We start from the raw sequence: 25,433 nt of genomic DNA, 5'->3' as shown, positions 1-25,433 counted from the left end.
ATGCTACTGAACGCCGGCCACCGGCTGTTTGGTGCCTTAGCGGATCTGCTGACCGATGATGAAGTGGAACTTGCTGTGGTCCTGGCGCTGGGTGCTGCCCAGCGGCACCGGCACGTTGTCGAAGCCGTAGCCGTAGTCGAAGCCCAGCAGGCCGAACGCCGACATAAACACGCGCGCCCCGATGCCCGCCGAGCGGTACACCTTGAAGGGATTGTACTGGTTGTAGTTGTCGAAGGCGTTGCCGGCTTCGGCGAAGCTCAGCACGTACACCGTAGCCGCCGGGTTCAGCGACACCGGGTAGCGCAGCTCCATCACGTACTTGTTGTACACGATGCCGCCGCTTTCCTGCTGCCGGGCCGTCGGAATGGCAAACACGTCCTGCGGGTCGTCGTAGCCGCGCAGACCGATGTATTCGGTGCCCACGATGAAGTTGGAGGCGCCGCCGAAGCCCAGGCCCGAACCGCCGAGCTTGAAGCGCTCAAACGGGCCGTACGCCCGGCTCTTGTTGTAGCGGCCGATAAAGCCGAAGTGCGCACGCGTGTTCAGCACCAGCTTGCTGCCCATGGGCGTAAACCACGAGGCGTCGAACATCCACTTGTGGAATTCCACCCACTCGTTCACGTTCGGGTGCGCGCCCTTAAACACCGAATAAGGCGGCGTCAGGTTCAGCGACAGGGTCAGGGCCGAGCCACGGCGGGTAAAGGTCGGGTTGTCGGTGCTGTTGCGGGCCAGCGTGGTGTTGAAGGTGATGTTGTTGGCCTGCCCCGTGTTGAAGCCCCCGATGTAGGGGTAGTCCTTCAGGTCGTAGCGGCTCACCGAGAGGCTGTTGCTCAGGGTGAAGTAGTCATCGGGCCAGCGCAGGCGGCGGCCCAGGCCCACCGAGGCGCTGTTCACCTTGATGTAGCTGCCCGAGCGCAGCGAAGCCGCGTCCAGCGTGCCGCTCGACGAGTAGCGCTGAATGCTGCGGTTCAGACTTACCGTCAGCGAGTTGGGCTTGCGCCCGCCCAGCCACGGTTCCGTAAACGACAGCGAGTACGACTGGTACTGCAGCCCGTTGGCCTGCACGTTCAGCGCGAGGCGCTGCCCGTCGCCGCCCGGCACCGGTTTCCAGTTGCGCAGGTCGCCGGCTTTGCGCAGCGAGAAGTTGTTGAACACCAGGCCCACCGTGCCGATAAAGCCGGCGTAGCCGCCCCAGCCGCCCGACAGCGTAATCTGGTCCGAGGGCTTTTCCGACACCGTGTAGTTGATGTCCACCGTACCGTCGGCCGGGTTGGGCACCGGATTCAGGCCCACTTTCTCCGGGTCGAAGTAGCCCAACGAGGAAATTTCACGCTGGGAGCGGATCAGCAGCTCGCGGTTGAACTTGTCGCCCGGCAGGGTGCGCAGCTCGCGCCGCACCACGTGGTCCGAGGTCTTGGTGTTGCCGGCGATGTTGACCTCCTTGATGCGCGCCTGCACCCCTTCGGTGATGCGCATCTCGATGTCGATGGAGTCGCCCTCCACGCGGGTTTCCACCGGATCGATCTGGAAGAACAGGTAACCGTCGTTCATGTAGAGCGACGTCACATCCTGGCCCGTGGGGTTGTAGTTCAGGCGCTTGTCCAGCGACTCCTTGCTGTACACGTCGCCCTTCTTGATGCCCAGCACCGAGGCCAGCGTCCGGTCGTCGTAGAGGTAGTTGCCGGCCCAGCGCACGTTGCGGAAGTAGTACTTGGGCCCTTCGTCCACGTAGATGCGCAGCGCCAGCTTGTCGGCCTCGCGCTCGGTGCGCTTGTGGATGCCGAATTTGCCGTTCTCCTTGCCGATCCAGCGGTAGGTATGCTCGCTCTGCACGGTAATGAGCGAGTCGCTGGTGATGATAGCGTCGCGGTAGCCGTGGGCGTTGTAGTAGTCGATGACCTTCTGTTTGTCGGCCTCGAACTCGGTCTTGTTGTACTTGCCGGCGTTGAGAAACTTGTAGGACTTCTTCTCCTTGGTTTTCTTCATCTGCCCCTTCAGCTTGCCGTCCTTGACGGCCACGTTGCCGATGAAGTCGATGTCGGCGATGCGCACCTTGTCGCCCTTCTTCACGTCGATAACCAGCTCCACGCTATTGGGCAGCGTGGAGTCGGGCTCCTGCGTGATGTTGATTTTGGCGTTCATGAACCCCTTATCGGTGTAGTACTTGCGTACTGCCTGCCGGGTGTTGTTCAGGAGGGCATCGGTCACCACCTTGCCGCGCACAATCTTGATCTTGTTGCGCAGCTCGTCCGCCTGGTTTTTGCCGATGTTGGTGAAGTAGATTTTGGAGAGGCGCGGCCGTTCCTTAAGCTGGAAGTCCAGGAACACGCGGTTGCCCTCGATGCGGTCCACGACCACATTCACGTCGCCTAGAATGCCCTGGTCCCAGAGCCGGCGAATGGCGCGGCCGATTTCTTCCCCCGGCAACGACACCGGGTCGCCCACTTTAAGGCCGGTCAGCCCGATCATGGTGTTGGGGTCGAGGTAACGGATGCCGCTAATGGTGATGCCACCGATTTCGTAACGCGGCTCCTGGCCAGGGGCGGCAGCCGGCGTGGTTTGGGCTCGGAGCGAACCGGCCGTCAGCCCCAGCAGCAGCCCCGTCAGCATGGTGCCGCGGAGCCGTGGGAAGAAAGAACTCATCGAAGAAAAAAAGCTTACGAAACGGTCAGTTGCTCACTGGTTTTGCCGAAACGCCGTTCCCGGCGCTGGTAGGCCAGTACAGCTTCGTAGAAATGCTCGCGCCGGAAGTCCGGCCACAGCAACTCGGTGATATATAGTTCGGTGTAAGCCAGCTGCCACAGCAAAAAGTTGCTGATGCGCTGCTCTCCACTGGTGCGAATCAGCAGTTCCGGGTCGGGCATGCCCGCCGTTGCCAGGTAGCGCGCCAACAGGTCCTCCCCCACTTCCGCGGGTTGCACGTTGCCAGCGGCCACCTCCTCGGCCAGCCGCCGCGCCGCCTGGGCCAGATCCCACCGCCCGCTGTAGCTCAGCGCCAGCACCAGCGTGGTGCCGCTGCCGGCAGCCGTTAGCTCCATGGCTTCGGCCAACTCACGCTGGCAGGCGTCCGGTAGCTGACTGGTGTCGCCGATGGCCTGCAGGCGGATGTTGTTCTTGAGCAGCGTCGGCGTTTCCTGGCGGATGGTGTGCACCAGCAGTTGCATCAGCGCCATCACCTCGTGCTTGGGCCGGCCCCAGTTTTCGGTAGAAAAGGCGTAAAGCGTGAGGTATTGCACCCCCAGCTCGGCCGCCGCCTCCACCGTGTCCCGAACGGCCGTAATGGCACTTTGGTGCCCGAAAATGCGCAGTCCTCCACGTTTCTTGGCCCAGCGTCCGTTGCCGTCCATGATGACGGCCACGTGGGCAGGAATGCGAGCGGAGTCAATGGCGGAGCGGGCAGACATGCGAACTATTTGCGTAAAAGAGGCCGCAAGTTACGCAAATGGTTGCACACGCCCGGGACTGAGTGCGTTAGCGCAGCAGTTTTGGATCCGCTTTGTAGGGGTCCGGGCAGTTGATTTTATAGAACGTGTACGACACGCTAATCCCGGTGTAGTAGTACCAATCCTGGTCGTAGCGGTTGGCAAATGCCGGGCTCTGCTCCTTCACGTGGTCTATCAGGTCGGTAATAGCCTTACGGGCCCCGGTTTCCAGCCCCAGGTTCCAGTGGCGCGACAGGGCCAGCTTAGCTCCAATGCCGACGGGTATGGCAATGCCCAGGGTATTTTCGGATTGCTCGAAGCCTGCCTGCGCCCCGGTGGTGCGGGTGAAGGCCATAAAGCCCGCTGCCCCGACGAACACGTAGGGCGTGAAGTGCAGCTTGTCGCGCCGGTTGTGGTAATCGAAAAAGTTGTATTCGAGCGTACCGGCCAGATCCAGCATCGAGCCCTTCATGCTGGCTTGCCGCAGGGCCGCCAGCGGGAGCTGGTTGCCGTTTTCGCCTTTCACGTCGGCGTCGTTGGCGCGCAGCAAGCCGTAGGTTACGGTTCCGCGCAGCGTTACCGGCGCCGAAATATCCTTGCGGTAAAAGGCCGATACCGCCGGCCGGTTGTTCAGCAGGCGGTATTCGGGGGCCAGGTCGCCCTTGAAGTTCAGCCCGCCGAGGCCAAGGCCGATTTCACTGGTGTTCTGCGCGGCGGCACTGGCGGCAAAAAAAACGCTCCCAGCCGGCGCGAGGCCAACCAGGAGCGTTTTAAAGAGAAGTTGCTTGGTCATCAGGTGAAGGCTGCGTTGGCAGCAGCCAACGTCTGATTAACGGAATTTGGGGCTCTTGATGCGCGGAGCGAGGATGTAGTTCAGCGTAAGACCCGTAACGATGTACCAGTCCTTTTCATTGCTCTTGCCGCGCATGCTGCCGGGAGCATTGAAGTTGTTGTACTCGCCCCGGTCGCTGCGAACGTTGCCGCCGCCGAAGTAACGGGCTGCACCGGCGTCGAGGTTCGACGTGCCGTAGTAGTTGCCGCTTACGTCATCCAGGTAGTCGGTGAAGGTCTTGCGCCAGCCGATTTCCAGGCCAAGGTCGAAACTTTTGTTGAGTTTGTAGCGCACACCGCCGCCGAAAGGAATCGAAAACTGCCACAGCGTGTACGTGCCTTCGCCGTTGGTGCGCTGACCTTCGGTGCCCAGCGGCTGCAGGGCAATCCAGTCACCGTCGTTCAGGCCGAAGTTGGCACCGCTAACACCGTTGGCGCCTACCAGGCCCTTGGGGTTGTGGTGGTATACGGCGAAGCCGGCGAATACGTACGGAACGAAGTCGGGGCGCTTCAGGTAGTTGTTACGGTTTTCGATCAGGTCGAAGATACCAACCGCCGAGAATTCCACGATGTCGTTGCGGAAGCTCATGTTGCGGTTGTAGCGGTACTTGGCGTCCGGATCGGTGTCGTCAGCGGCTTTAAAGTCGTCGCCGGTGATACGGCCGTACGAGAGGGCGGCACGGGCCGAAATCCGCGGGGCGAAGCGACGGGTGAAGCTCAGGCCAATGTTCGGCCGCGTAGCGGCGAAACGCAGGCTGGTGATGCTGGGCTTGGGTACAACGTCGCCAAAGTAGTTCATGGCGTTCAGGGACAGCCCAACGGAGTTATACTGCTTCCGCTTGCTGAACTGCTGGGCACTCGCCTGGTTGGCAACTAGCACCAGCGCCAGCACCAGCGTCAGGGTGAGGGTCAAGAGTTTCTTCATACTGTGAGCAAAGTTATGATATCAAAGTTCAGGAAAGCGGGGTTTGCGCCTGGACGCAAGTTGCAGTTACCAGCAAAAGTAGTAGGACCTCGGAATTATAAAAACAAATCATAGAAAAAATCCGATGCTTTATACCGAAAATCCAGCAGGGTTGCGCCGATCCAACCCCCAGTTAAGCTTGCTGCGCAAGGTGCTCAGAAAATTTACATGGTTCAACTTAATTAATTTGGCATCAAACGCCTCGCGCCGCACGGCGACCTGAATGCCCGCGTCCACCGTTACGGAGCGAGAATCGAGCGACAACAGGAAGTTGTTGCTACGGCCCTCAATCTCGAAGGAGATGACGCTGCGGTCGGGTACGATGAGCGGCCGCACGTTGAGATTGTGGGGGCATACGGGTGCGATGATGAAATTGTTCGTCTGCGGCAGCATCACGGGGCCGCCACAGCTGAGCGAGTACCCGGTCGAACCCGTTGGCGTTGAGACGACTAGCCCATCGGCCCAGTAGGAGTTCAAATATTCGCCGTCGATGTAGGTGTGCACCACAATCATCGACGAGGAGTCGCGCTTCAGGATGGAAAACTCGTTGAGGCCGAAGTCGAGTCCCTCGAACACGTCGGGGTCGGTGTCGGCGTGGATCAGGCTGCGGCTTTCCAGCGTGAAGTGCCCGCGGAAGAGGGCATCGAGGGCCGGCGGAATCTGGTCGGGCGAGACGGTGGAGAGAAACCCCAGCCGGCCGGTATTGATGCCGAGGATGGGAATCTGCAGGCGGCCGACGTAGGTGACGGTATCGAGCAGGGTGCCGTCGCCGCCGATGCTGAGCACGTAATCGGTGCCGCGCAGGTCGTCGCCGCGGTCGAACAGGCGCAGGTTGTCGGGCAGCGTCAGCTGCTGGCTCAGGGCCGCGTGAAACGACCTGGCCACGGATACCTGGACTTGCCGGGCCGCGAGGTCATCGAACAGGCGCTGCAGGTGCGGCGCCATGTCCGCTTCGAAGGGTTTTCCCAGGATGGCAATGCGCATACGCCGGAGGCCAGAAGAAATTAGAAGGGAAACTCGGTGCGGGCAAAGAAACCACCGAATCCGTGAATAGTGCGGGTGTACTCCAGCGTGAAGACCCGGTCGTAGTACGTAACCAGGTGCAGACCGATACCCGCGCTGGCTAACAGTTCGTTGGGCAAACGGTTTGAAGCCGGCACGGTGCGCTCGGCCACGAAGCCCGCATCGGCGAAAACGTTGGCGTAGAGCACCAGCGGAATCCGGTCGAGGCGCGGGTCGTTGAGCATGGGAAGGTTGAGGCGGCCGGCGTCGAACACCCGCCGGGTGAGGCCCTGCCGCAGCACGCCGTAGTGGCGCCCGTCGACGACGTAGGCGTCGTAGCCGCGCACCAGGGCCTGGCGGTAGCCCAGGGCCCGGCTGTCGGCGTAGGCGAGGCGCTGGGTGAGCCGCAGCCGGCCCTCGGCCCCGGCGGTGTAGTAGAAGCCCCGGCCAAGGTCGAAGTAGCGGGCGTAGGTGAGCAGCGCGGTGGTGATGGGCGGGCTCGGCGACGACAGAAACACCCGCTGGCTGAGGCTGGCCTGCAAAAACGAGCCGGTCAGCGGGTAGGCGAAGGTGTTGCGCTGGTTGAGCGTGCGGGTCAGCACCAGGTCGACGTAGGTTCGGCGGGTGGCGCCGAGGAAATACTCCGGATTGATCAGGCGCACCGAATCGGTGATGCGCTCCTGGTAGTAGTACGCCTCCAGCGTGGTGAGCCGCTGCACGGTGCGGCGCCAGCGCAGGCCGCCGGTCACGTACCAGCGCTGAATGGGGAAGCTGTTATCGGCCCGAAACGCCTGCAGCACGTCGCCGCGGGTGGTGTAGTCGACGGCGCGGGCCTGGTAGAGCGAGGCGCCGGCCGAGAGGCCGAGGCGGTGCCGGCCGAGCATGGGCCGGATGTAGAACAGCTCGTACTTGCGGTTGAAGCCCAGCTGCAGGTTGCCGTAGAGCTGCTCGTTGCGGCCGCGGAAGTTGGCGCGCGACACGTGCACGCCGTAGTCGAGGCGGCGCCACCGGTCGGGGCGGCCCAGCCAGGAGCGGAAGTTGCGGTCGGCCAGGGAGAAGATGGGCACCGGGAAGGTATACCACCGCTCCTGCACGCTGTAGAGCACAATTACTTCTCCGTTGCGGCAGGTGAGCTGCAGATTTACCTGGTTGAACAGCTGCAGGTTGAACAACCGGCGGCGGTTGCGCTCCAGGCGCTTGGCCACGTCGGGGGCCGGCAGCGTGTCGCCTTCGTGGATGTCCAGCTCGGCCCGCAGCACGCGCTCCTTGGTGACTTCGTTGCCAACGAAGAGGATCTGGTGAATCCGCACCCGGGCGTAGCCGGCGCACTGGCTTTGCAGCAGGCTGTCCAGATTGGCCCGCCGCAGCGTATCGGGCGGGGCTGATAAAGCAATTTTATTCCGCGCCCAGCCTTCGGCCGGCCGTCCCCACCCTACCGAAACCGCCGTCAGCCATAGGCCCACGACGAGCAAGCCCAGGCGCACCTTAGAGGCTCAGGTAGCGCAGCAGCGCGTCGAGGCGGTCCTGGTCGGACTCGGAAATTTCGCCGGTGCCGCTGAACTGGGCCGTGATGACGTAGCCGAAGCGCTCCAGCGTGGCCACGATGCGGTTGAGGTTGCTGGTGTTGATTTTCAGCGTGAGCCGGATGCGGCGCGCGTCGTCGGGGTCTTCCGACACGTGGGCGCTGAGGATTTTGGCGTTGTTTTCCTCCACGTAGCGGCTAATCTGGCTCAGCGAGTAGTCGCGCTCCTCCAGGGCCAGCACGATGATGCCGTTGCCGGTAGCGCCGCCGGGCGTCTGGCCGAAGGCGGCCAGGGTGTCGCCCACCGTCACTACGCCCAGGTACTCGCGCTGGTCGTCGAGCACGGGCACCAGCTGCACCTTGTTGCGGATGGCCAGCTCCATGACGGTGTAGAAGTGCTGGTCGCGCTGCACGTGCACCTCGGAGAAGCCGAAGGGCACGGACGAGAGCAGTTGCTCGGGGTCGGCGGCCACGTCGATCAGGTCGGCTTCGGTAATCATGCCGCGGTACTGCCGGTTTTGGACCACCGGCAGTTGATCCACGTGGAATTCTTCCAGCCAGCGGGCGGCCTTGCCGGCGGAGTCGGACACCTTCAGCGGCGGAATCATCTGGTTGAGCAAGTCTTCGGCGAGCATCGAATGCATGGCGGCTCGGAGTAAGCGGTGAGGGAACGACCCGAGTCGGCTTCCTAATAGAAGCGCCAAGGGGCGGGTTGGGTTGCATGCCGCGCCACAGGAAGTGGCGCCGCAACAACTCAATCGTCGGGGTAAACTACGGGGTGACGGGCAGAAATGCTACGCCGGGGTGGCAGCCGGGCCCGCGGCGGGCACCAGAAACTGCTGCAGCAGGCGGTTGAAGGCCTGCGGGCGCTCCATCATGGGCGCGTGGCCGCAGTGGTCGAGGAAGTGCAGCTCGGAGTGGGGCAGCAGGCGGCGAAACTCGTGGGCGACGACCGGCGGGGTGATGGTGTCGTTCAGGCCCCAGATCAGCAGCGTGGGGGCTTTGATCCGGCCGAGGTCCTTGGCCATGTTGTGCCGCTGGGCCGAGCGCGCAATAGCAATGATGCGCAGGCACTTGGCGTTGGAGTTGGTGACGTCGAACACCTCGTCGACCAGCTCCTTGGTGGCTACCTTCGGGTCGTAGAAGGTGTAGGCCACGCGCTCCTGCACGTACTGGTAGTCGCCGCGGCGGGGGAAGGAGCCGCCCATGCCGTCCTCGAACAGGCCGCTGCTGCCGGTCAGCACCATCTGCTTCACCCGCTGGGGGTTGCGCAGGGCATAGACCAGGGCCACGTGGCCGCCGAGGGAGTTGCCGAGCACCACGGCGGGCTGAGTCAGCTGCATGGCCTGGGTGAAGTCCTCCACGAAGTCGACCAAGCCGGAAATGCCTGCCCGGGTGAGCGGCATGTCGTACACCGGGAGCATGGGAATGACCACGCGGTGGGTGCGGGCAAACTCTTCGACCACGCCCTGCCAGTTGCTCAGCGCGCCGAACAGGCCGTGCAACAGCAGCAGGGTTTCGCCCTGGCCCTCGTCGACGTACTTGAATCCGTTGTGCTGCTTAATCTGCAATTCCATCGTGGTCTGTCTGCGCCGCGGGCGGGGCCGGCGGCGCGGTCGTATTCGTGCAATGATACGCAATCCGGACCCAATTGCGCAGCAACGCCAGCCCGTGGGGGGTGAGCAAGGCTTCGGGGTGAAACTGCACGCCGTAGAGCGGCAGGGTACGGTGGCGCAGGGCCATCAGCTCGGCTGCAGGGTCGGTGGTGCGGGCCAGCGGCAGCAGCGCGGCGGGCAGCTGGCTGAGCACCAACGAATGATAGCGCGTAACCGGTATGCGCGCCGGCAGTCCTTCAAACAGCGCTTCGCTGGTTTGGTTCGACTCGGTGTTCAGCTCGATTTCCGACACCTTGCCGTGCATGGGCCGGGCGCCGCGCCGCAGCTCGGCCCCGAAAAACTCGCCCAGGGCCTGGTGCCCGAGGCAGACGCCGAGCACCGGCACCCGTTCGTGCACGGCCGCCAGCAGCTCCATCATCACCCCGGCGGCCCGCGGCGTGCCCGGCCCCGGCGACAACACCACGGCGTCGAACTCCAGGGCCAGCAGCTCGGGCAGCGGGGTGTCGTTGCGGCGCACCACGACTTCGGCCCCCAGCTGCTGCAGGTAGTCCAGCAGGTTGTAGGTAAACGAATCGAAGTTGTCGAGCAGCAGCAGGCGCATGGCGGTGAGACGGTGAAATAGCGAAGTGGTGAGTGACGTCCGGGAGGCCAGAACAGCACTCCCTGTTTCACCATCTCACCAGTTCACCGCTAGAAAACGTTCCGCAGCGTGCTCAGCAGCTCGGAGGCGAAGGGCATGACGAGGCCGACCACGTTCAGCGCGACGGGCGTGGCATCCTGCACCAGCGGCAGCACCATGGAGCCGTGGGTCAGCTCGCGGCCGAGGGGCAGGCCGGCCAGGCCGGTGGCGTAGAGCAGCAAGCTCAGGCCCAGCACCCACTTGAGCACGCCCGCGGCGCCGCCCAGCAGGTTGTCGAGCATGCCGAAGGGCGTGAGGTGAATCATGCTCTTGAGCAGGCCGCCCGCCATGTGTACGCCCCAGGCAATGAGGGCAAACACCAGCACGAACGACACCAGCGGCAGCATGCCAAAGGCCTCGCCCACGTAGTGCCGCACCAGCGGAATGGCCGTGCCCAGCAGCTTCAGTCCGCCGACCACGCCGAGCACGAAGGCCAGCAGGGAAACCACCTCCAGCACGATACCGCGCCGGAAGCCTTTCACCGCCCCCACCGCGAGGGGCATCAACAAGAGCAGGTCGAAGCCGGACATTTTTTTGAGTGACACGTGGCAAGTGAGAGGTAACACGTGACAGGTCAGCACGACTAACCTGTCACGTGTTACCTGTCACTTGTCACCTCAAATTAAAAATTGGTGTTGTTCAGCAGGTGGCTCACGGTCTGCGAAATGGCTTTGCCGTCGGCCTGGCCCGACAGCTCGCGGGCGGCCACGCCCATCACCTTGCCCAGGTCGGAGGGGCCGGTGGCGCCCACCCGGCGGATGATTTCGACGAGGCGCTCCACCAAATCGGCTTCGGAGAGCTGGGCGGGCAGGTACTCTTCGATGATGGCCAGCTCGGCCAGCTCCACTTCTTCCAGGTCGGAGCGAAACTGCTGCTGGTAGGTTTCGGCGGCTTCGCGGCGCTGCTTGGCGGCTTTGTTGAGCAGCTTCAGCTCGGCGTCGGCGCTGATGGTGCCGTGGGCGCCCTCGGCGGTTTCGGCCAGCATGATTTGCGACTTGATGCTGCGCAGCGCGGTCAGGCGCACTTTGTCTTTGGCCAGCATGGCCTTCTTGATATCGGCGTCGATGCGTTCTTTCAGGGACATAAGCGGTGAAATGGTGAATTTGTGAAATGGTGAGTTGACGGCCCGGCGGCGCGGGGATGCACCTCGGACCGCTACCCAAAGCGTAGAACAGGAAATTATGGGCTAATGAACGGCACTCACCAGTTCACCACCTCACCAGTTCACCATTCCCCATCTTTGGGGCGGCAAAAATCCGCTAATTCCGGGATTCATGACGAAGCTAAGCGTAAACATCAACAAAATTGCCACCCTGCGGAACGCCCGCGGCCACAACCGCCCCGACCTGCTGCTGGTCGCCCGCGACTGTGAGCGGTTCGGGGCCGAGGGCATCACGGTGCACCCGCGCCCCGACGAGCGGCACATTCGCTACCAAGACGTGCGCGACCTGAAGCCGCTGGTCACCACCGAGTTCAACATCGAAGGCAACCCCACGCCCGACTTCATCGCGCTGGTGCGCGAAGTGCGCCCCGAGCAGGTGACCCTAGTGCCCGACGCGCCCGACGCCATTACTTCCAACGCCGGCTGGGACACCATCCGCCACCAGGACTACCTGCGCGGCATCGTGCAGGATTTCAAGCAGATGGGCTGCCGCGTGAGCATCTTTCTCGACCCGGTGGCGGAGCTGGTGCGCGCCGCCGCCACCACCGGCACCGACCGCATCGAGCTGTATACCGAAGCCTACGCCACCGGCTACCACCAGGACCGCGAAGCCGCCGTGGCCCCCTACCGCGACGCCGCCGCACTGGCCCGGCAGCTTGGCCTGGGCGTGAATGCCGGCCACGACCTGGACCTCGACAACCTCGCTTTCCTGCACCAGCAGCTGCCCGGCCTGGCCGAAGTCAGCATCGGCCACGCCCTCGTCTGCGACGCGCTCTACCTGGGTTTGGAAAACACCATTCAGCAGTACCTGCGGCAGCTGCAGTGAGGTGGTGAGCCGGTGAAATGGTGAGTTGCCCGGCAGCTTGCTTCACCAGAACATCAACTTATCATTTCACCACCTCACTAGTTCACCGCCTTGCCCCGCCTTCCCCTCCCCGACTTTCTTTCCGGCCCGGCCGACGCGCCGATTTTCGACGCGCGGGCGCCGCTGGAGTACGCCCAGGGGCACATTCCCGGGGCCGTGAGCTTCCCCATCTTCTCCGACGAGGAGCGGGCCCAGATTGGCACCACCTACAAGCGCGTGAGCCCGGACAAGGCGGTGCTGCTGGGGCTGGACTTCTTCGGGCCGCGCATGAGCCAGGTGGTGAAGGCGGCGCAGAAGCTGGCGCCCCACCGGGAAGTGCGGCTGCACTGCTGGCGCGGGGGCATGCGCTCCGGGGCCATGCAGTGGCTGCTGGAGCTGGCCGGCTTCAAAGTGCACCTGCTCGACAAGGGCTACAAGGATTACCGCCGCTGGGCGCTGGCCTCGTTTGAGCAGCCCCAGCCGCTGGTGGTGCTCGGCGGCCTTACCGGCTCGGGCAAAACCGACGTGCTGCACGCGCTGGCCCGCCGCCACGAGGCCATCCTCGACCTGGAAGGCCTGGCGCACCACAAGGGCTCCGCGTTCGGGGCCATCGGGCAGGGGCCGCAGCCGACCACCGAGCAGTTTGAAAACGACCTGGCCTGGCAGCTGTACCGCACCTCGCCCGAGGCGGCGCGGCTGTGGGTGGAGGACGAAAGCCGCACCATCGGCTCGGTGGCCGTGCCGGGGCCCTTCTACGCCCGGCTGCGCGAAGCCCCGCTGGTGGTGCTGGACGTACCGCGCGCCGCCCGGGTGCACAAGCTGGCCGACGAATACGGCCGCCACGACCCGGCCGCGCTGGCCGCCGCCATTTTGCGCCTGCGCAAGCGCCTCGGCGGCCTCGTCACCAAGGAAGCCATGGGCGCCATCGGCGAGGGCGACATGGAGAAGATGGTGACGCTGGTGCTCGACTACTACGACCGGACCTACACCCACGGCCTCGAAGGACGGCCACACGTGCTGCGGGTGCCCGCCGACAGCTGCGACGCGGAAGCCAACGCCGACCGGGTGCTGGCGGCCGTGCAGCAGTGGCACCCGGCCCCTCAGTCAGCCTAAACCGCGCGCCGATGTCGGTTCCCGTGCTGCGCGTGGCGCGCCCCACCAACAACCCGGCGGCCCTGCTGCCCTTCTACCGCGACGGGTTGGGCTTCGCGGTTATCGGGCAGTTCACCGACCACGCCGGCTTCGACGGGCTGATGCTGGGCCACGCGCGGGCCCCGTATCACCTGGAATTCACCCGGGAGCACGGCCACGCGGCCGGCGGGGCGCCTTCGCCCGAGCACCTGCTGGTGTTTTACCTGCCCGACGCCGATGCGTGGCTGGCGGCCGTGGACCGGATGCGCCGGGCGGGCTTTGCGCCGGTGCCCGCCCACAACCCGTACTGGGACCAGCACGGCCTGACGTTCCAGGACCCCGACGGCTACCGCGTGGTGCTGCAGCGGGCGGCCTGGGAGCGGTAAGGCCTTTGGGCACGTATCCCCTTGTAACTTCGCCTTCCTATGAACGCTGCTACCCCCGCCCCCACCGCCGCCGAGGCCATTCGCCTGACCCAGTACAGCCACGGCGCCGGCTGCGGCTGCAAAATCGCGCCCTCGGTGCTCGACCAGATTCTGCACACCACCGTGCCCCAGGCGCCGGATGCGCGCCTGCTCGTGGGCAACGCTTCCCGCGACGACGCGGCCGTGTACGACCTGGGCAGCGGGCAGGCGCTGATCAGCACCACCGACTTCTTTATGCCCATCGTCGACGACGCGTACGACTTCGGGCGCATTGCGGCGGCCAATGCCATCAGCGACGTGTACGCCATGGGCGGGCGGCCGGTGCTGGCCATTGCCATCCTGGGCTGGCCCATCGACAAGCTGGCGCCCGAGGTGGCCCGGCGCGTCATCGAGGGCGGGCGCAGCGTGTGCCAGGAGGCCGGCATTGCCCTGGCCGGCGGCCACAGCATCGATTCGCCCGAGCCCATTTTCGGCCTGGCCGTCAACGGCCTGGTGGACATCCAGAACCTGAAGCGCAACGACACGGCCACCGCGGGCTGCCTGCTGTACCTGACCAAGCCTCTGGGCGTGGGCATGCTCACCACGGCCCAGAAGAAAGGCCTGCTGCGCGCCGAGGACGCCCAGCTGGCCCCGCGGCAGATGATGCAGCTCAACAAGCTGGGCGAGCCGCTGGGCCGCCTGGCCGAGGTGCAGGCCATGACCGACGTGACGGGCTTCGGCCTGCTGGGCCACCTGGCCGAAGTAGCCGAGGGCAGCGGCCTCACCGCCGAAATCGACTTTGCGCGGGTGCCGCGCATCGAAGCCGCCGAAAGCTACCGGCAACAGAAAGCCATTCCGGGCGGCACCCAGCGCAACTGGGCGTCCTACGGCCACAAGGTCGGGGTCATCACGGAGGAGCAGCGCCACTGGCTCTGCGACCCGCAAACCTCGGGCGGCCTGCTGGTGTGCGTGACGCCCGCCGGGCGCGCGGCCGTGGAAGCCCTGCTGCGCGAGGCGGGCGTACCGGCCGAGCCGTTCGGGCAATTGCGGGCCCGCCAGTCGGCCGACGAGCCGGCCATCATCGTCGGGTAAGTGCGGCGCCTGCTCTGGCCGGTGGTGCAGCTGGCCCTGGCGCTGGGCGCGGCCAGCCTGCTGCTACAGTGGGGGCTGCGCCTGCTGGGGCGGCGGCGCACGGTGTTTCAGGTCACGTACTGGCGCGGAGTGCAGCTGCTGATCTGGCCGCTGGCCAGCCTGTGCGTGGCCCTGCCGCTGTTTCGCCCCCTGCTGGTGGGCCCGCGCAGCTGGTGGGAAATCGGCTTGCTGGGCCTGCTGGGCGCGGTGGTGCTCGGCTTTGCGGTGCCCAGCCTGCTGCTGCACGCGCAGTACTACCGCCGCAACCGCCACACCACCCTGCTCTTCGATGCCCGCCTGAATACCCTGGAAGTGTACGAAGGCCCGGTACCCGTGTCGTTTGCGCGCCACGACATCGAGCGGGTAGAATACTGCCGCTGCCGGGCGCGGCGCGCGTTCTGGAGCAATTACGAGTACCTGCGCCTGCACCTGCGCGACGGCCGCACCGTGGAGCTGACCTCGCTGCTGGCGGATCTGGGGCCGCTGGCCGAATTTTTGCGCAACACCCGCCTGCAGCCGGTGCGCCGCTGGTTCTGCTGGCTGTAGCGCCGGCGCACCGAAACAGAGCACGACCTGTTATCTTCCGGGCGGCTTCCGTCTTCGGGCGCTGCCGTTGCCCCGCTTACCCACACACCTGTTGCCCTTCATGCGGTGGATTCCGCTCTGGTTGCTTCTGCTTGGGAGCGTGCTGCCCGCGCGCGCCCAGGACACGCTGGCCCTGCCCGGGCTACGGCAGCGCCTGCGCGTGCTTCCCGCAGACACCAGCCGCGTGCGGGCCCTCAACCAGCTCTGCTACGGCCTGCACGACGTGGCGCCCACGCGCGCGCTGCCCTTCGGCGAGCAGGCCGTGACCCTGGCCCGCCGCCTGAACGACCAGCCCGGGCTGCTCTACGCCCTGCTCTACCTCAGCAGCTGCTACGCCAACCTCTCCGACGGCCCGCACGCGCTGCAGTTGCAGCAGCAGGCCCTGACCCTGGCCCAGCGCCTGCGCCATGCCGACGGCATCGTGCGCAGCTACGCCGGCATGGGGGGCATTCACCACGAGCGCGGCGACACCACCAGTGCCCTGCGCAACTACCGCCTCGGCCTGGCGCACCTGCACGAGCCAGGCGTGAGCGTGCGCACCCAGCTGATGCTGCTCGGCAACCTCGGCGGCCTCTCCTTCTACATGGGCCGCACCGCCGATGGGCTGCTCTACACCCGCCGCGCCATGCAGCTGGCCCACCGCTACGGCGACCTGAGCGGCGAGTCGGTGTACGTGGGGCACCTGGGCACCTACTACCTGCGCCAGGAACGCCTCGACGTGGCCGAAGGCCTGCTGCGCAAGGCGCTGGCCCTGAGCGAAGCCGCCCGTAATCCGCGCGTGGAGGCCAGCCAGCTGACTATGCTCGCCACCATCCTGCTGCTGCGCGACCAGCCCGACGAGGCCGAGGAGCTGGCCCGCCGTGCCCTGGCTCTGGCCCGGCGCATCAGCTTTCCCGAGCGCGTGCTCGATGCCTACGACATCCTGGCCGGCATCAACGAAGTGCGCCAGGACTACGAGCAGGCCTACGGCTGGCGGCAGCTGTACGTGACCCTGAACGATACGCTCAACAGCAAGGCCCGCCTGAGCACCCTCTCGGCCCTGCAGACGCGCTACGAAACCCGCGCCAAGGAACACCAGATCCGGCTGCTGACCCAGCGTGCCCAGCTCCAGCAGCTGCGCAACCGCGTGCTCTGGGCCGTGGTGGCCACGCTGCTGCTGGGCCTGGCCGGCGTGGGCGCCCTCAGCTGGAAGCTGCGCCGCAGCCGCCAGGCCCTGGCCCGCCACCACGCGGCCCTGGAGCAAGCCAACGCCGACACCCGCCGCCTGGCCGCCAGCAAGGACCGTCTCTACTCCATCGTGGCCCACGACCTGCGCGGGCCGGTTACGTCCTTCGTGGGCGTGACGGAGCTGATTGACTTCTACCTGCGCCGCGGCGACGAGGAGGGCCTGCGCCGCCTACCGGAGCAGGTGCGGCAGTCGGCCCAGCACCTCAACGGCCTGCTCGACAACCTGCTGAACTGGGCCGTGACGGAAACCGGCGAGCTGGCCTTCGAGCCGGCCGTGCTGACGCTGGACGCGCTGCTGCGGGAGGCCGTGGAGCTGCACCAAAGCGCCGCCGAAGCCCGCCAGATTACCCTCACCAGCGCGGCGCCCGAGGGCCTGGCCGCCTGGGCCGACGCCCACATGACCCGCACCGTGCTCCGCAACCTGCTCGGCAACGCGCTGCGCTTCACGCCCCGGGGGGGCAGCATCCGCCTCAGCGCCGTGCGCGCCACCACCCCGGGCGAAGTACTGGTGCAGGTGACCGATACGGGCAGCGGCATGAGCCCGGAGCAGGTAACGGCCCTGCTGAACCCGGACCACGCGCCGGCCCGCCACGGCCACGCCCGCTCCGGCACCGGGCTGGGCTGGCCGTTGTGCCAGGCCTTCGTGCAGCGGCAGGGCGGGCAGCTGCAGCTGCGGAGCAAGCCCGGCCTGGGCACCACCGTCACGTTTTCGCTGCCGCTGGCCCAGGAACCGGCGCCGGTGCCCGAACAACATATTGTAACCTCGGCGTAGCTTTGGCATCGGGGCGTATTGCCTCGTTTTACCTGCCTTGATGCGCTTATGATTACAACACTACTTCGCCCCCGGCGCGGCCCCGGTTTCTGGCTGCTGGCCATCCTTTTCTTCTGCCGGGCTGCCGGCGTCCAGGCGCAGGTCTGGGAACGGGCCCAGGCCGTCGGCACCTCGCCGTACCAGGGTACGGCCAGCGCCACCAAGACCGTTACCGATGCAGCCGGCAACACCTACGTGGCCGGCTCGTTCAGCGGCACCGTAGCGTTTGGCAGCACCATACTTACTGGCGGCTACAACGACGTCTTCGTGGCCAAGCTCAACGCTTCCGGCACTTACCAGTGGGTGGTGCGCGGGGGCGGGGGCAGCGAAGAAAGCAAGCTAGCACGGAGCCTAGCGGTGGACGCCGCCGGCAACGTGTACGTAGCCGGCACGTTCGGCGCTAACCTGGCTACGTTCGGCACTACCGTACTCAGCAGCGCCGTCCAATACACGCTCACCGGGTACGTGGCCAAGCTCAACGGCAGCGGGCAGTGGCAATGGGCCATCCAGACCCAAGGCGGCAGATACGCCGAACTGACGGCGCTGGCGGCCGATGCGACCGGCACGGTGTACGTAGCGGGTAACTGTACCGGCACGGCCAGCCTGGGCGCCCAAACGCTGCCGGCCAACAGCAGCTTTGTGGCGCAGGTGAGCAGCACCGGCCAGTGCCAATGGGTCAGCGCCATCGGTGCCGGGGCCAAGAGCATGGTGGCGGACGCCGCCGGCAACGTGTACCTAACGGGCTCCTACCGTGGCACCTCCCTGAGTTTCGGCAGCCTCACGCTGACCGGCGGGCAAGCTTACAGCTCCAACACCTACGTGGCCAAGCTCAGCGCCAGCGGGCAGTGGCAATGGGTGAGCGGCAGTAGCAGCACCGGCAGCGGCTGCAGCGCGGAAGTCGCGGCTGTCGCCCTGGACGCCACCGGCAATGTGTACGTGGCGGGCCAACTTAACAACGGCTACAACCCTACCTTCGGTACTATCACCCTGGCTGGCATAGGCTACGGCTCGGGTTCGGCCCTGTTTGTGGCCCAGCTTAACGCGGCCGGCCAGTGGCAGTGGGCGCAGCAGAACCTGGGCGGCGTCGGCGCCTACATTATCGCCGAGGCCTTGGCCGTGGATGTCGCCGGCGCGGTGTACGTGAGCGGGCAGGCTCAGGGCCCGGGCATCACCTTCGGCAGCACCACGCTCACCACCTCCTTGTCAGACGCTTTCGTGGCCAAGCTGGGCACCAACCGGCAGTGGGCATGGGCTACGCAGGCTACCGGCCCCGGCTCTGACTACGCCTACGGACTGGCCCTGGGCACCAACGGCAACCTCAGCGTGGTCGGCGCCTACCGGCAGGCGAGCCTGACCCTGGGCGCCACGGTACTCGAATCGGGCGGCCAGACGGACGCCTTCATCGCGCAGCTGAATGCCACGGGCCAGTGGCAGTGGGCCAAAGGCTCGGCGACGGGCGGTCTGCGGAAGGTGACGGCCCTGATGACCGACGCGGCCGGCAATACCTACCTGGCGGGCTTTTTCAGCGGCACTCAGACGTTTGGCAGCACCACGCTCAGCGCCGCCGGCAGCGACGCCTTCGTGGGCAAGCTCAACAGCGCCGGCCAGTGGCAGTGGGTGGTGCGCGGCGGCGGCAGCGCGGCCGACCAAATCAACGCCCTGGCCCTCGACGCGGCCGGCAACGTGTACGTAGTCGGCGAATTTGCCAGCCGCGACGCCCTATTCGGCACCACTCCGCTCAGCAGCAACGGCGGCACCAGCTACGGCATGGACCTGTTCGTGGCCAAGCTCAACGGCAGCGGCCAGTGGCTCTGGGCCCAAGCGGCCGGCGGCACCGGCGACGATTACTGCCACGGCCTAGCCGTCGACGCGGCCGGCAACCTCAGCATCACCGGCGAATACGGCAGCCCGCAGCTGGCTTTCGGCAGCACCACGCTCCCCAACGCGGGCAGCAACTACGCCACCGAACTGTACGTGGCCAAGCTCAACACCGGCGGCCAGTGGCTCTGGGCCACCAAGGGCAGCAGCAGCGGCCGCGACGAAAGCTACGGCATTGCCCTGGATGCCAGCGGCAACACTTACGTAACGGGCTTCTCCCAAAGTCCCTCGCTCACGCTGGGCAGCACCACGCTCACCGGCGCGGGCTATATGGCTTTCGTGGCTAAGCTCGATGCTACCGGCAACTGGCTGTGGGGCAGCGGGCAGGCAGACGCCAGCGGCTCCCGCGTGCAGCTGGACGCAGCCGGCAACGTCTACGTGGGTGGCGGTTACTGGGGCATGCCCACCATCGGCGGCGTCACGCTGCCGCGCGGCGACAGCAGCAACGTGTTCGTGGCCAAGCTCAACCCCAGCGGGCAGTGGCTCTGGGGCCTGGGCGCGGGCGCCACCGGCAGAGAAAACCTCACTGACTTTGCCCTCGACGCCGCGGGCAACGCCTACCTGACCGGCTTCTACGCCAGCAACCGGGCCGTATTCGGCAGTACGACGCTCTACCACACCGGCGGCACCTACGCCTTCGTGGCCAAGGCTACGCCGGCCGGACAGTGGAGCTGGGCTCAGCCCGTACCCAGCAGCGGCACCACGGCCTTGGCCCTGAGCGGCCAGCAGCTGTACGTGGCCGGCGACTTCTACACCTCCGCGGCCACCTTCGGCAGCAGCGTAGTGAGCAACACGCAGGGCGACTTCAGCGGCACCTTCCTGGCCGTGCTGGCCGACCGCCCGCTGGCCGCGCACGCCGCCGCGGCCACCGCGCTGCTGGGCGGCGAAGCCTACCCCTCGCCCTCGGCCGGCCCGCTGACGGTGGCGGTGCAGCCCCGGCAGCCCGGCCCCGTGCTGCTGACCGTGCGCGACGCGCTGGGCCGGGTGCGCACTACGCGCACCCTCGGCGGGGCGGCGGGCGTCCGGCAGCAGCTGACGCTGGACGAGGCCGCCACCTGGCCCGCGGGCGTGTACCGGCTCATCATCAGGCAGGGTGGGCAGCAGCAGGTGCTGCCCGTGGTGCGGCAGTAGCCTTTTCGCCACGCTTCCAGTCCCGAACCGGGCCCGCCGCAGCGCCAACTGCGGCGGGCCCGGCTGCGTTTAGCCGCTGTTTCCGACCTTTGCCCGCGTATGCTACAGCTGAATTTCCGCGAACAAGGCCAGGGCCGGCCGCTGGTCATCCTGCACGGCCTGTTCGGCACCCTCGACAACTGGCAGACGCTGGCCCGGCAGTGGGCCGCGCATTTCCGCGTCATCCTGGTGGATCTGCGCAACCACGGCCGTTCCCCGCACGCCGCCGAGCACACCTACGCCCTGATGGCCGAGGACGTGCGCGGCCTCTTCGACCAGCTGCAGCTCCCGGCCGATACCACCCTGCTGGGCCACAGCATGGGCGGCAAGGTGGCCATGCGCTTCGCCCTCGACCACCCCGAGCGCGTCCGCCAGATCGTGGTGGTCGACATTGCCCCGCGTTTTTCCGACATGGAGCACCAGGACGACGTTATCGAGGGGCTGAACGCGCTGAATTTCGCGGGTATCGACAACCGCCAGCAGGCCGACGACGCCCTGGCCCGGCACATCCGGCAGCCCGACGTGCGGCAGTTTCTGCTCAAAAACCTTTACCGCCGCGAGGACAACTCCTTTGCCTGGCGCATCAACCTGCCCGTGCTGACGGCCGGCGTGGCCGCCCTCGGCGAGGAAATTACCGCCGCCGCGCCCTTCCTCAAGCCCGCCCTCTTCATCCGCGGCGGCAAGTCCGACTACGTCAACGCCGAGGACAAGCTGCACGGCATTCCGGCCCTGTTCCCCAACTCGCAGGTGGAAACCATCGTCGACGCCGGCCACTGGGTTCACGCCGAAAAGCCCCAGGAGGTGTTCGAGCTGGTGACGGCCTTTGTCAATCAATGAGTGAGTGACGGACTCGGTGAATGAGTGACAGGCCAGGAAACCGTCCGCTCAATCACTCAATTACTCATTCGCTCATTCACTCATTGCCTATGCCCTCCCTCTACCTCATTCCCACGGTGCTGGCCGACGACACGGCCGCGCAGGTGTTGCCCCCGCAGGTGCCGGCGCAGGTGGCCGCGCTGCGCTACTTCCTGGTCGAAAATGCCCGCACGGCCCGGCGCTTCATCAAGCAGGTGGCCCCGGCGCAGGTGATGGAGGAGCTGCGCCTCACCGTCATCGACAAGGACGCGAGCGAGGCGCAAGTGAAGGCCGCGCTGCAGGTCATGCTCCGGGACGGGCTCGACGCCGGCGTGCTGTCGGAAGCCGGCTGCCCGGGCATTGCCGACCCCGGGGCCCTGCTGGCGCGCGAGGCGCACCGCGTGGGCGTGCGGGTGGTGCCGCTGGTGGGACCCTCGTCCCTGCTGCTGGCCTTGATGGGCTCGGGCCTGAACGGGCAGAGCTTTGCCTTCCACGGCTACCTGCCCATCGAGCGGGGCAAGCGCACGGCGGCCATCAAGCAGCTGGAGCGCACGGCCCAGCAGCAAACCCACCTCTTCATCGAAACGCCCTACCGCAACGGGCAGCTGCTGGAAGACCTGCTGGCCGCGCTGCAGCCCAGCACCCGCCTCTGCGTGGCCGCCAACCTGACGGCTCCCACCGAGTACCTGCGCACCGACACCGTGGCCGGCTGGCGCAAAACCGGCCTGCCCGACATCCACAAGCAGCCGGCAGTGTTCCTGATCGGGGCCTAGCCCGCCACGACCAGCGGCCGGCGCGACGCCAAGCGGCCAGGGGTTTTGCCTACCGGCTCCGGGAAATATCCCGGAGCCGAATTATTTATATCCTATTCTTAATCTAGGGCTATCCGATCCGGCCTATTTTTGTCTTTCATGTTCATTTTCGGCTGGCTTATGCCTACACCCTTACCCTCTTTTTCCCGTCCCGGCTTCGCGCGGCGGCTTTCCCTGCGGGCCCTGCTGTTCCTGCTGCTCTGCCTGGCGGGCCTAAGCACCCGGGCGCAGAGCTGGCAGTGGGTCAGCCAGGCCGCCGCCCGGCCCAGCAGCAGCGGCTCGTTTGCCAACCGCACCGCCACCGACGCGGCCGGCAACGTGTACGTGGCGGGCTACTTCCAACAATCAATTTCCCTGGGCAGCATCAGCCTGACCAGCCCGGACGAAAGCAATATGTTTGTGGCCAAGCTGGACCCCAGCGGGCAGTACCAGTGGGCCGTGCAAGTAGCCGGCGCTTCGCCGAGCGGGCTGGCCCTTGACGCGGCCGGCAACGTGTACCTGGCCGGCACCTTCGGCGGCGAGCGGCACACCGTCACGTTCGGCAGCACCACGCTGACCAACAACGACCCCGGCCAGTATCCTTCGCCCGACGTGTTCGTGGCCAAGCTCAACGGCACCGGCCAGTGGCAGTGGGCCGTGAAAGCCGGCGGCCCCGACGCCGACTTCGGCGTGGATCTGGCCCTGGACGGGGCCGGCGACGTGTACGTAACCGGGCACTTCGCCAGCGCCAGCGCCAGCTTCGGCAGCACCACGCTCGTCAACGGCGTGGCCCAGCCGGGGCCCTATAACTACAACATCTTCGTGGCCAAGCTCAACGCGGCCGGCCAGTGGCTCTGGGCCAGCAAGGCCGGAGGCGCCAACACGGACCAAGCCAGCGGACTAGCCGTGGACGGCAACGGCGGGGTTTACATCACCGGTACCTACGCCAGCAACCCCGCCACTTTCGGGACTTATCCGCTGACGGGCAGCGGCTTCTCCAACCTGTTCGTGGCCAAGCTGACGGCGGCAACGGGCACTTGGCAGTGGGCCAGCAAATCCGGCGGGACGGGCTACGGCTACGGCGTGCGCCTGGCCACCGATGCCAGCGGCAACGTGTACGTGGCCGGCAACTTCAGCGGCACGCTCACCTTCGGCACGGCGACGGTTACCACCGGCTCTTCAACGTCTTCTTTCTCCGAGGTCTACGTGGCCAAGCTCAACCCCAGCGGCCAATGGCAGTGGGCCAGCAAAGCCGGCGGCTCCAGCGACGACATGGTGCAGGGTATTGCCGTCGACGCGGCCGGCAACGCCTTTGTGGCCGGCTCCTTCCGCAGCCCCACCGCCGCGTTTGGCACGCTGACGCTCACCAACTCGACGCCCATGCCAGCCGGTTTTACCTACACCGAATCGGACCTGTACGTGGCCAAGCTCAACGCCAGCGGGCAGTGGCAGTGGGCCAGCAAGGCCACCGGCACGCGCGGCGAAGACGCCAGCGACGTGGCCCTCGATGCCAGCGGCAACGTGCTTGTCTCGGGCGAGTTCTACAGCGGCCGCCTGACCGCGGGCAGCAGCGTACTGCCTAGCAACGGCTACGGCAGCAACGTCCTCGTGGCCAAGCTGAATGCGGCCGGCGCCTGGCAGTGGGCCACCTCCAACGTCGGCAGCAGCGGCTACTACACCAACGGCGTGGCCCGCGACACCAACGGCAACCTCTACGCGGTCGGCAACTTCAGCGGCACGGTGAGCTTCGGCACGACCACGCTGGTCAGCACCGGCGAGGCGGACCTGTTCGTGGGCAAGCTGGATGCCTCCGGGCAGTGGCTCTGGGCAGTGCAGGGCGGTGGCGAGGGCTACGAATCGAGCTCGGCCGTGGCCCTCGACGCGGCGGGCAACGTGTACGTGAGCGGCAGCTTCGGCAGCCTCAGCGCAGACTTTGGCAGCTTCTCGCTCACCAACAACGACAACACCCGCGGCAGCTACGCCACGGACGACGTATTCGTGGGCAAGCTCAACGCCAGCGGGCAGTGGCAGTGGGTCAGCAAAGGCGGCGGCCCCGACTCGGATTACAGCAACCACGTGGCGGTCGATGCCGCGGGCCGGGTGTACGTCTGCGGGAGCGGCAACAGCAGCCCGCTTACGTTCGGCAGCACCACGCTCCCCAACAGCACCTCCTCCTACAACGCCTACGTAGCCCGCCTCGACGGCAGCACCGGGGCCTGGCAGTGGGCCGGCCAGGTAGGCGGCGCGGGCCGCGACGAAGCCACCAGCATGGCCTTCGACGCGACGGGCAACCTCTACCTCACCGGCAGCTTTAGCGGCGCCGGCGTGGCTTTCGGCAATACAACTCTGACCAGCAGCGGCGAGGGCGACATCTTCCTGGGCCAGCTGAGCCCGGCCGGCCAGTGGCAATGGGCCCTGCGCGCCGGCGGCCGCTACGACGACTTCGGCGGGCGCATGGCCGTCGACGCGGCCGGCAACCTCTACCTGACCGGCAGCTTCCACGGCCCCACGGCCACGTTTGGCACCATCTCCCTTGCCTCCACCAGCACCGACAGCAGCGACGTGTTCGTGGCCCGGGTGCCGAGCGGCGTGGCCAACTGGCAGTGGGCCGTCAAGGCCGGCGGCGCCGGCGACGACTACGGCTACGCCCTGGCCACCGATGGCGCCGGCGGCGTGTACGTAGGCGGCAACTTTTTCGGGCCCACCGCCAGCTTCGGCAGCATCAGCCTGGCCAACACGGTCGCCAACCCGCTCGACGACCCCACTTCCGACCTGTTCGTGGCCAAGCTCGCCGCGGCCAACGGGCAGTGGCTGGGCGCGGTGAAAGCCGGCAGCGCCGGGTACGACGGTGCCTACGGCCTGGTAACGGACCCCGCCGGCAGCGTCTTTGTTGCCGGCTACGTGGGCGCGGGAGCCAGCTTCGGCAGCATTCCCGCAACCAGCAGCCTGGACTACGGCAACGGGTTCGTGGCCAAGCTCAGCGGCTTCGTTACCGCCGCCAAGCCGCGCAGCTCGGCCGATGGGCAGCTTACGGCTTACCCCAACCCCTTCGCCGACCAGCTCACCCTGCGCGTCGACGCGCCCGTGGCCACGGCTACGCTCACCTTGCGCGACGCCCTGGGCCGCACCGTCCGGCAGCAGCTCGTCGGCGTGCCGGCCACCCGCGAAGCATCGGTTTCGGTGGCGGCGCTGCCCGCGGGCCTGTACTTCCTCAGCATCGACGCGGTCAACTACCACGGTGTGGTGCCGGTGACGCGCCGCTAGCCCCGCCCCGACAACAGGCAGCCCCGGCACCACTCAAGGCGCCGGGGCTGCTTTTTTTATTTCGTAGGGCAGTAGCTGCGCGGTACGTGCAAAACGGTATCTCTGGCGCCCCGCGGCGCTTCAGCGGCTTACCGGCGCCCGGCC

Annotated in this window: 21 protein-coding genes; 10 read left to right on the top strand and 11 right to left on the bottom strand. The window is 66.5% G+C overall.

What is annotated here, in order from left to right; genetic code table 11:
• Positions 1 to 36: 36 nt before the first annotated feature.
• From bamA to DLM85_RS19400, 11 genes are all read right to left on the bottom strand, one after another.
• Entirely contained in the window at positions 37 to 2,643 is a 2,607-nt protein-coding gene (bamA, locus tag DLM85_RS19450) for an outer membrane protein assembly factor BamA (RefSeq protein ID WP_207891064.1), read from the bottom strand.
• A 14-nt stretch (positions 2,644 to 2,657) separates the two neighbouring features.
• Complete coding sequence (locus tag DLM85_RS19445) at positions 2,658 to 3,404, bottom strand: isoprenyl transferase (protein ID WP_111479836.1); 747 nt, start codon at positions 3,402 to 3,404, stop codon at positions 2,658 to 2,660.
• A 67-nt stretch (positions 3,405 to 3,471) separates the two neighbouring features.
• The gene (porG, locus tag DLM85_RS19440) at positions 3,472 to 4,215 is read right to left on the bottom strand and encodes a type IX secretion system protein PorG (protein ID WP_111479835.1); all 744 of its coding nucleotides are present in this window, start codon (positions 4,213 to 4,215) and stop codon (positions 3,472 to 3,474) included.
• 36 nt (positions 4,216 to 4,251) lie between these two features.
• A complete protein-coding gene (locus DLM85_RS19435) occupies positions 4,252 to 5,178 on the bottom strand; it encodes a DUF6089 family protein (protein ID WP_111479834.1) in 927 nt (308 codons plus the stop codon).
• A gap of 129 nt (positions 5,179 to 5,307) precedes the next feature.
• Positions 5,308 to 6,201: an NAD kinase gene (locus tag DLM85_RS19430; RefSeq protein ID WP_111479833.1), complete on the bottom strand. Its 894-nt coding sequence runs from the start codon at positions 6,199 to 6,201 to the stop codon at positions 5,308 to 5,310.
• Positions 6,202 to 6,221: 20 nt separating this feature from the next.
• A complete protein-coding gene (locus tag DLM85_RS19425) occupies positions 6,222 to 7,703 on the bottom strand; it encodes a POTRA domain-containing protein (RefSeq protein WP_111479832.1) in 1,482 nt (493 codons plus the stop codon).
• A 1-nt stretch (position 7,704) separates the two neighbouring features.
• Positions 7,705 to 8,385, bottom strand: a complete 681-nt coding sequence (locus DLM85_RS19420) for a CBS domain-containing protein (protein ID WP_111479831.1) — start codon at positions 8,383 to 8,385, stop codon at positions 7,705 to 7,707.
• A gap of 150 nt (positions 8,386 to 8,535) precedes the next feature.
• Positions 8,536 to 9,318: an alpha/beta fold hydrolase gene (locus DLM85_RS19415; RefSeq protein ID WP_111479830.1), complete on the bottom strand. Its 783-nt coding sequence runs from the start codon at positions 9,316 to 9,318 to the stop codon at positions 8,536 to 8,538.
• Positions 9,302 to 9,958 (bottom strand): anthranilate synthase component II, encoded by a 657-nt coding sequence (locus DLM85_RS19410; RefSeq protein ID WP_111479829.1) that lies wholly within the window; start codon positions 9,956 to 9,958, stop codon positions 9,302 to 9,304. The genes DLM85_RS19415 and DLM85_RS19410 overlap by 17 nt, the downstream gene beginning before the upstream one ends.
• An 89-nt stretch (positions 9,959 to 10,047) precedes the next feature.
• Positions 10,048 to 10,581: a CvpA family protein gene (locus DLM85_RS19405; protein WP_243636052.1), complete on the bottom strand. Its 534-nt coding sequence runs from the start codon at positions 10,579 to 10,581 to the stop codon at positions 10,048 to 10,050.
• Between the two features lie 77 nt (positions 10,582 to 10,658).
• Positions 10,659 to 11,120, bottom strand: a complete 462-nt coding sequence (locus DLM85_RS19400) for a GatB/YqeY domain-containing protein (RefSeq protein ID WP_111479827.1) — start codon at positions 11,118 to 11,120, stop codon at positions 10,659 to 10,661.
• A 190-nt stretch (positions 11,121 to 11,310) separates the two neighbouring features.
• Between DLM85_RS19400 and DLM85_RS19395 the strand changes: the two genes are divergently transcribed.
• From DLM85_RS19395 to DLM85_RS19350, 10 genes are all read left to right on the top strand, one after another.
• The gene (locus tag DLM85_RS19395) at positions 11,311 to 12,024 is read left to right on the top strand and encodes a pyridoxine 5'-phosphate synthase (RefSeq protein WP_111479826.1); all 714 of its coding nucleotides are present in this window, start codon (positions 11,311 to 11,313) and stop codon (positions 12,022 to 12,024) included.
• Between the two features lie 90 nt (positions 12,025 to 12,114).
• Positions 12,115 to 13,155 carry a tRNA 2-selenouridine(34) synthase MnmH gene (mnmH, locus tag DLM85_RS19390; RefSeq protein ID WP_111479825.1) on the top strand — a complete coding sequence of 347 codons (1,041 nt, stop codon included), beginning with the start codon at positions 12,115 to 12,117 and terminating at the stop codon, positions 13,153 to 13,155.
• An 11-nt stretch (positions 13,156 to 13,166) separates the two neighbouring features.
• Positions 13,167 to 13,559 (top strand): VOC family protein, encoded by a 393-nt coding sequence (locus tag DLM85_RS19385; protein WP_111479824.1) that lies wholly within the window; start codon positions 13,167 to 13,169, stop codon positions 13,557 to 13,559.
• 39 nt (positions 13,560 to 13,598) lie between these two features.
• Positions 13,599 to 14,669: a selenide, water dikinase SelD gene (selD, locus tag DLM85_RS19380; protein ID WP_111479823.1), complete on the top strand. Its 1,071-nt coding sequence runs from the start codon at positions 13,599 to 13,601 to the stop codon at positions 14,667 to 14,669.
• On the top strand, positions 14,670 to 15,254 hold the full coding sequence (locus DLM85_RS25580; protein ID WP_165822217.1) for a PH domain-containing protein: 585 nt from the start codon (positions 14,670 to 14,672) through the stop codon (positions 15,252 to 15,254). It abuts the gene before it with no gap.
• Between the two features lie 100 nt (positions 15,255 to 15,354).
• Positions 15,355 to 17,292: a sensor histidine kinase gene (locus tag DLM85_RS19370; protein WP_133257158.1), complete on the top strand. Its 1,938-nt coding sequence runs from the start codon at positions 15,355 to 15,357 to the stop codon at positions 17,290 to 17,292.
• A 48-nt stretch (positions 17,293 to 17,340) separates the two neighbouring features.
• Positions 17,341 to 20,340: an NHL repeat-containing protein gene (locus DLM85_RS19365; protein WP_111479821.1), complete on the top strand. Its 3,000-nt coding sequence runs from the start codon at positions 17,341 to 17,343 to the stop codon at positions 20,338 to 20,340.
• Positions 20,341 to 20,439: 99 nt separating this feature from the next.
• Entirely contained in the window at positions 20,440 to 21,216 is a 777-nt protein-coding gene (locus DLM85_RS19360; protein WP_111479820.1) for an alpha/beta fold hydrolase, read from the top strand.
• 89 nt (positions 21,217 to 21,305) lie between these two features.
• Positions 21,306 to 22,007, top strand: coding sequence for an SAM-dependent methyltransferase (locus tag DLM85_RS19355; RefSeq protein WP_111479819.1), 702 nt, complete (start codon positions 21,306 to 21,308; stop codon positions 22,005 to 22,007).
• A gap of 159 nt (positions 22,008 to 22,166) precedes the next feature.
• Positions 22,167 to 25,289, top strand: coding sequence for an SBBP repeat-containing protein (locus tag DLM85_RS19350; RefSeq protein WP_165822216.1), 3,123 nt, complete (start codon positions 22,167 to 22,169; stop codon positions 25,287 to 25,289).
• The last annotated feature ends 144 nt before the right edge of the window (positions 25,290 to 25,433 follow it).

The sequence above is a fragment of the Hymenobacter edaphi genome, from assembly GCF_003258365.1.
Taxonomy (GTDB): Bacteria; Bacteroidota; Bacteroidia; order Cytophagales; family Hymenobacteraceae; genus Solirubrum; species Solirubrum edaphi.
This window is presented reverse-complemented; position numbering and strand designations above follow the sequence as displayed.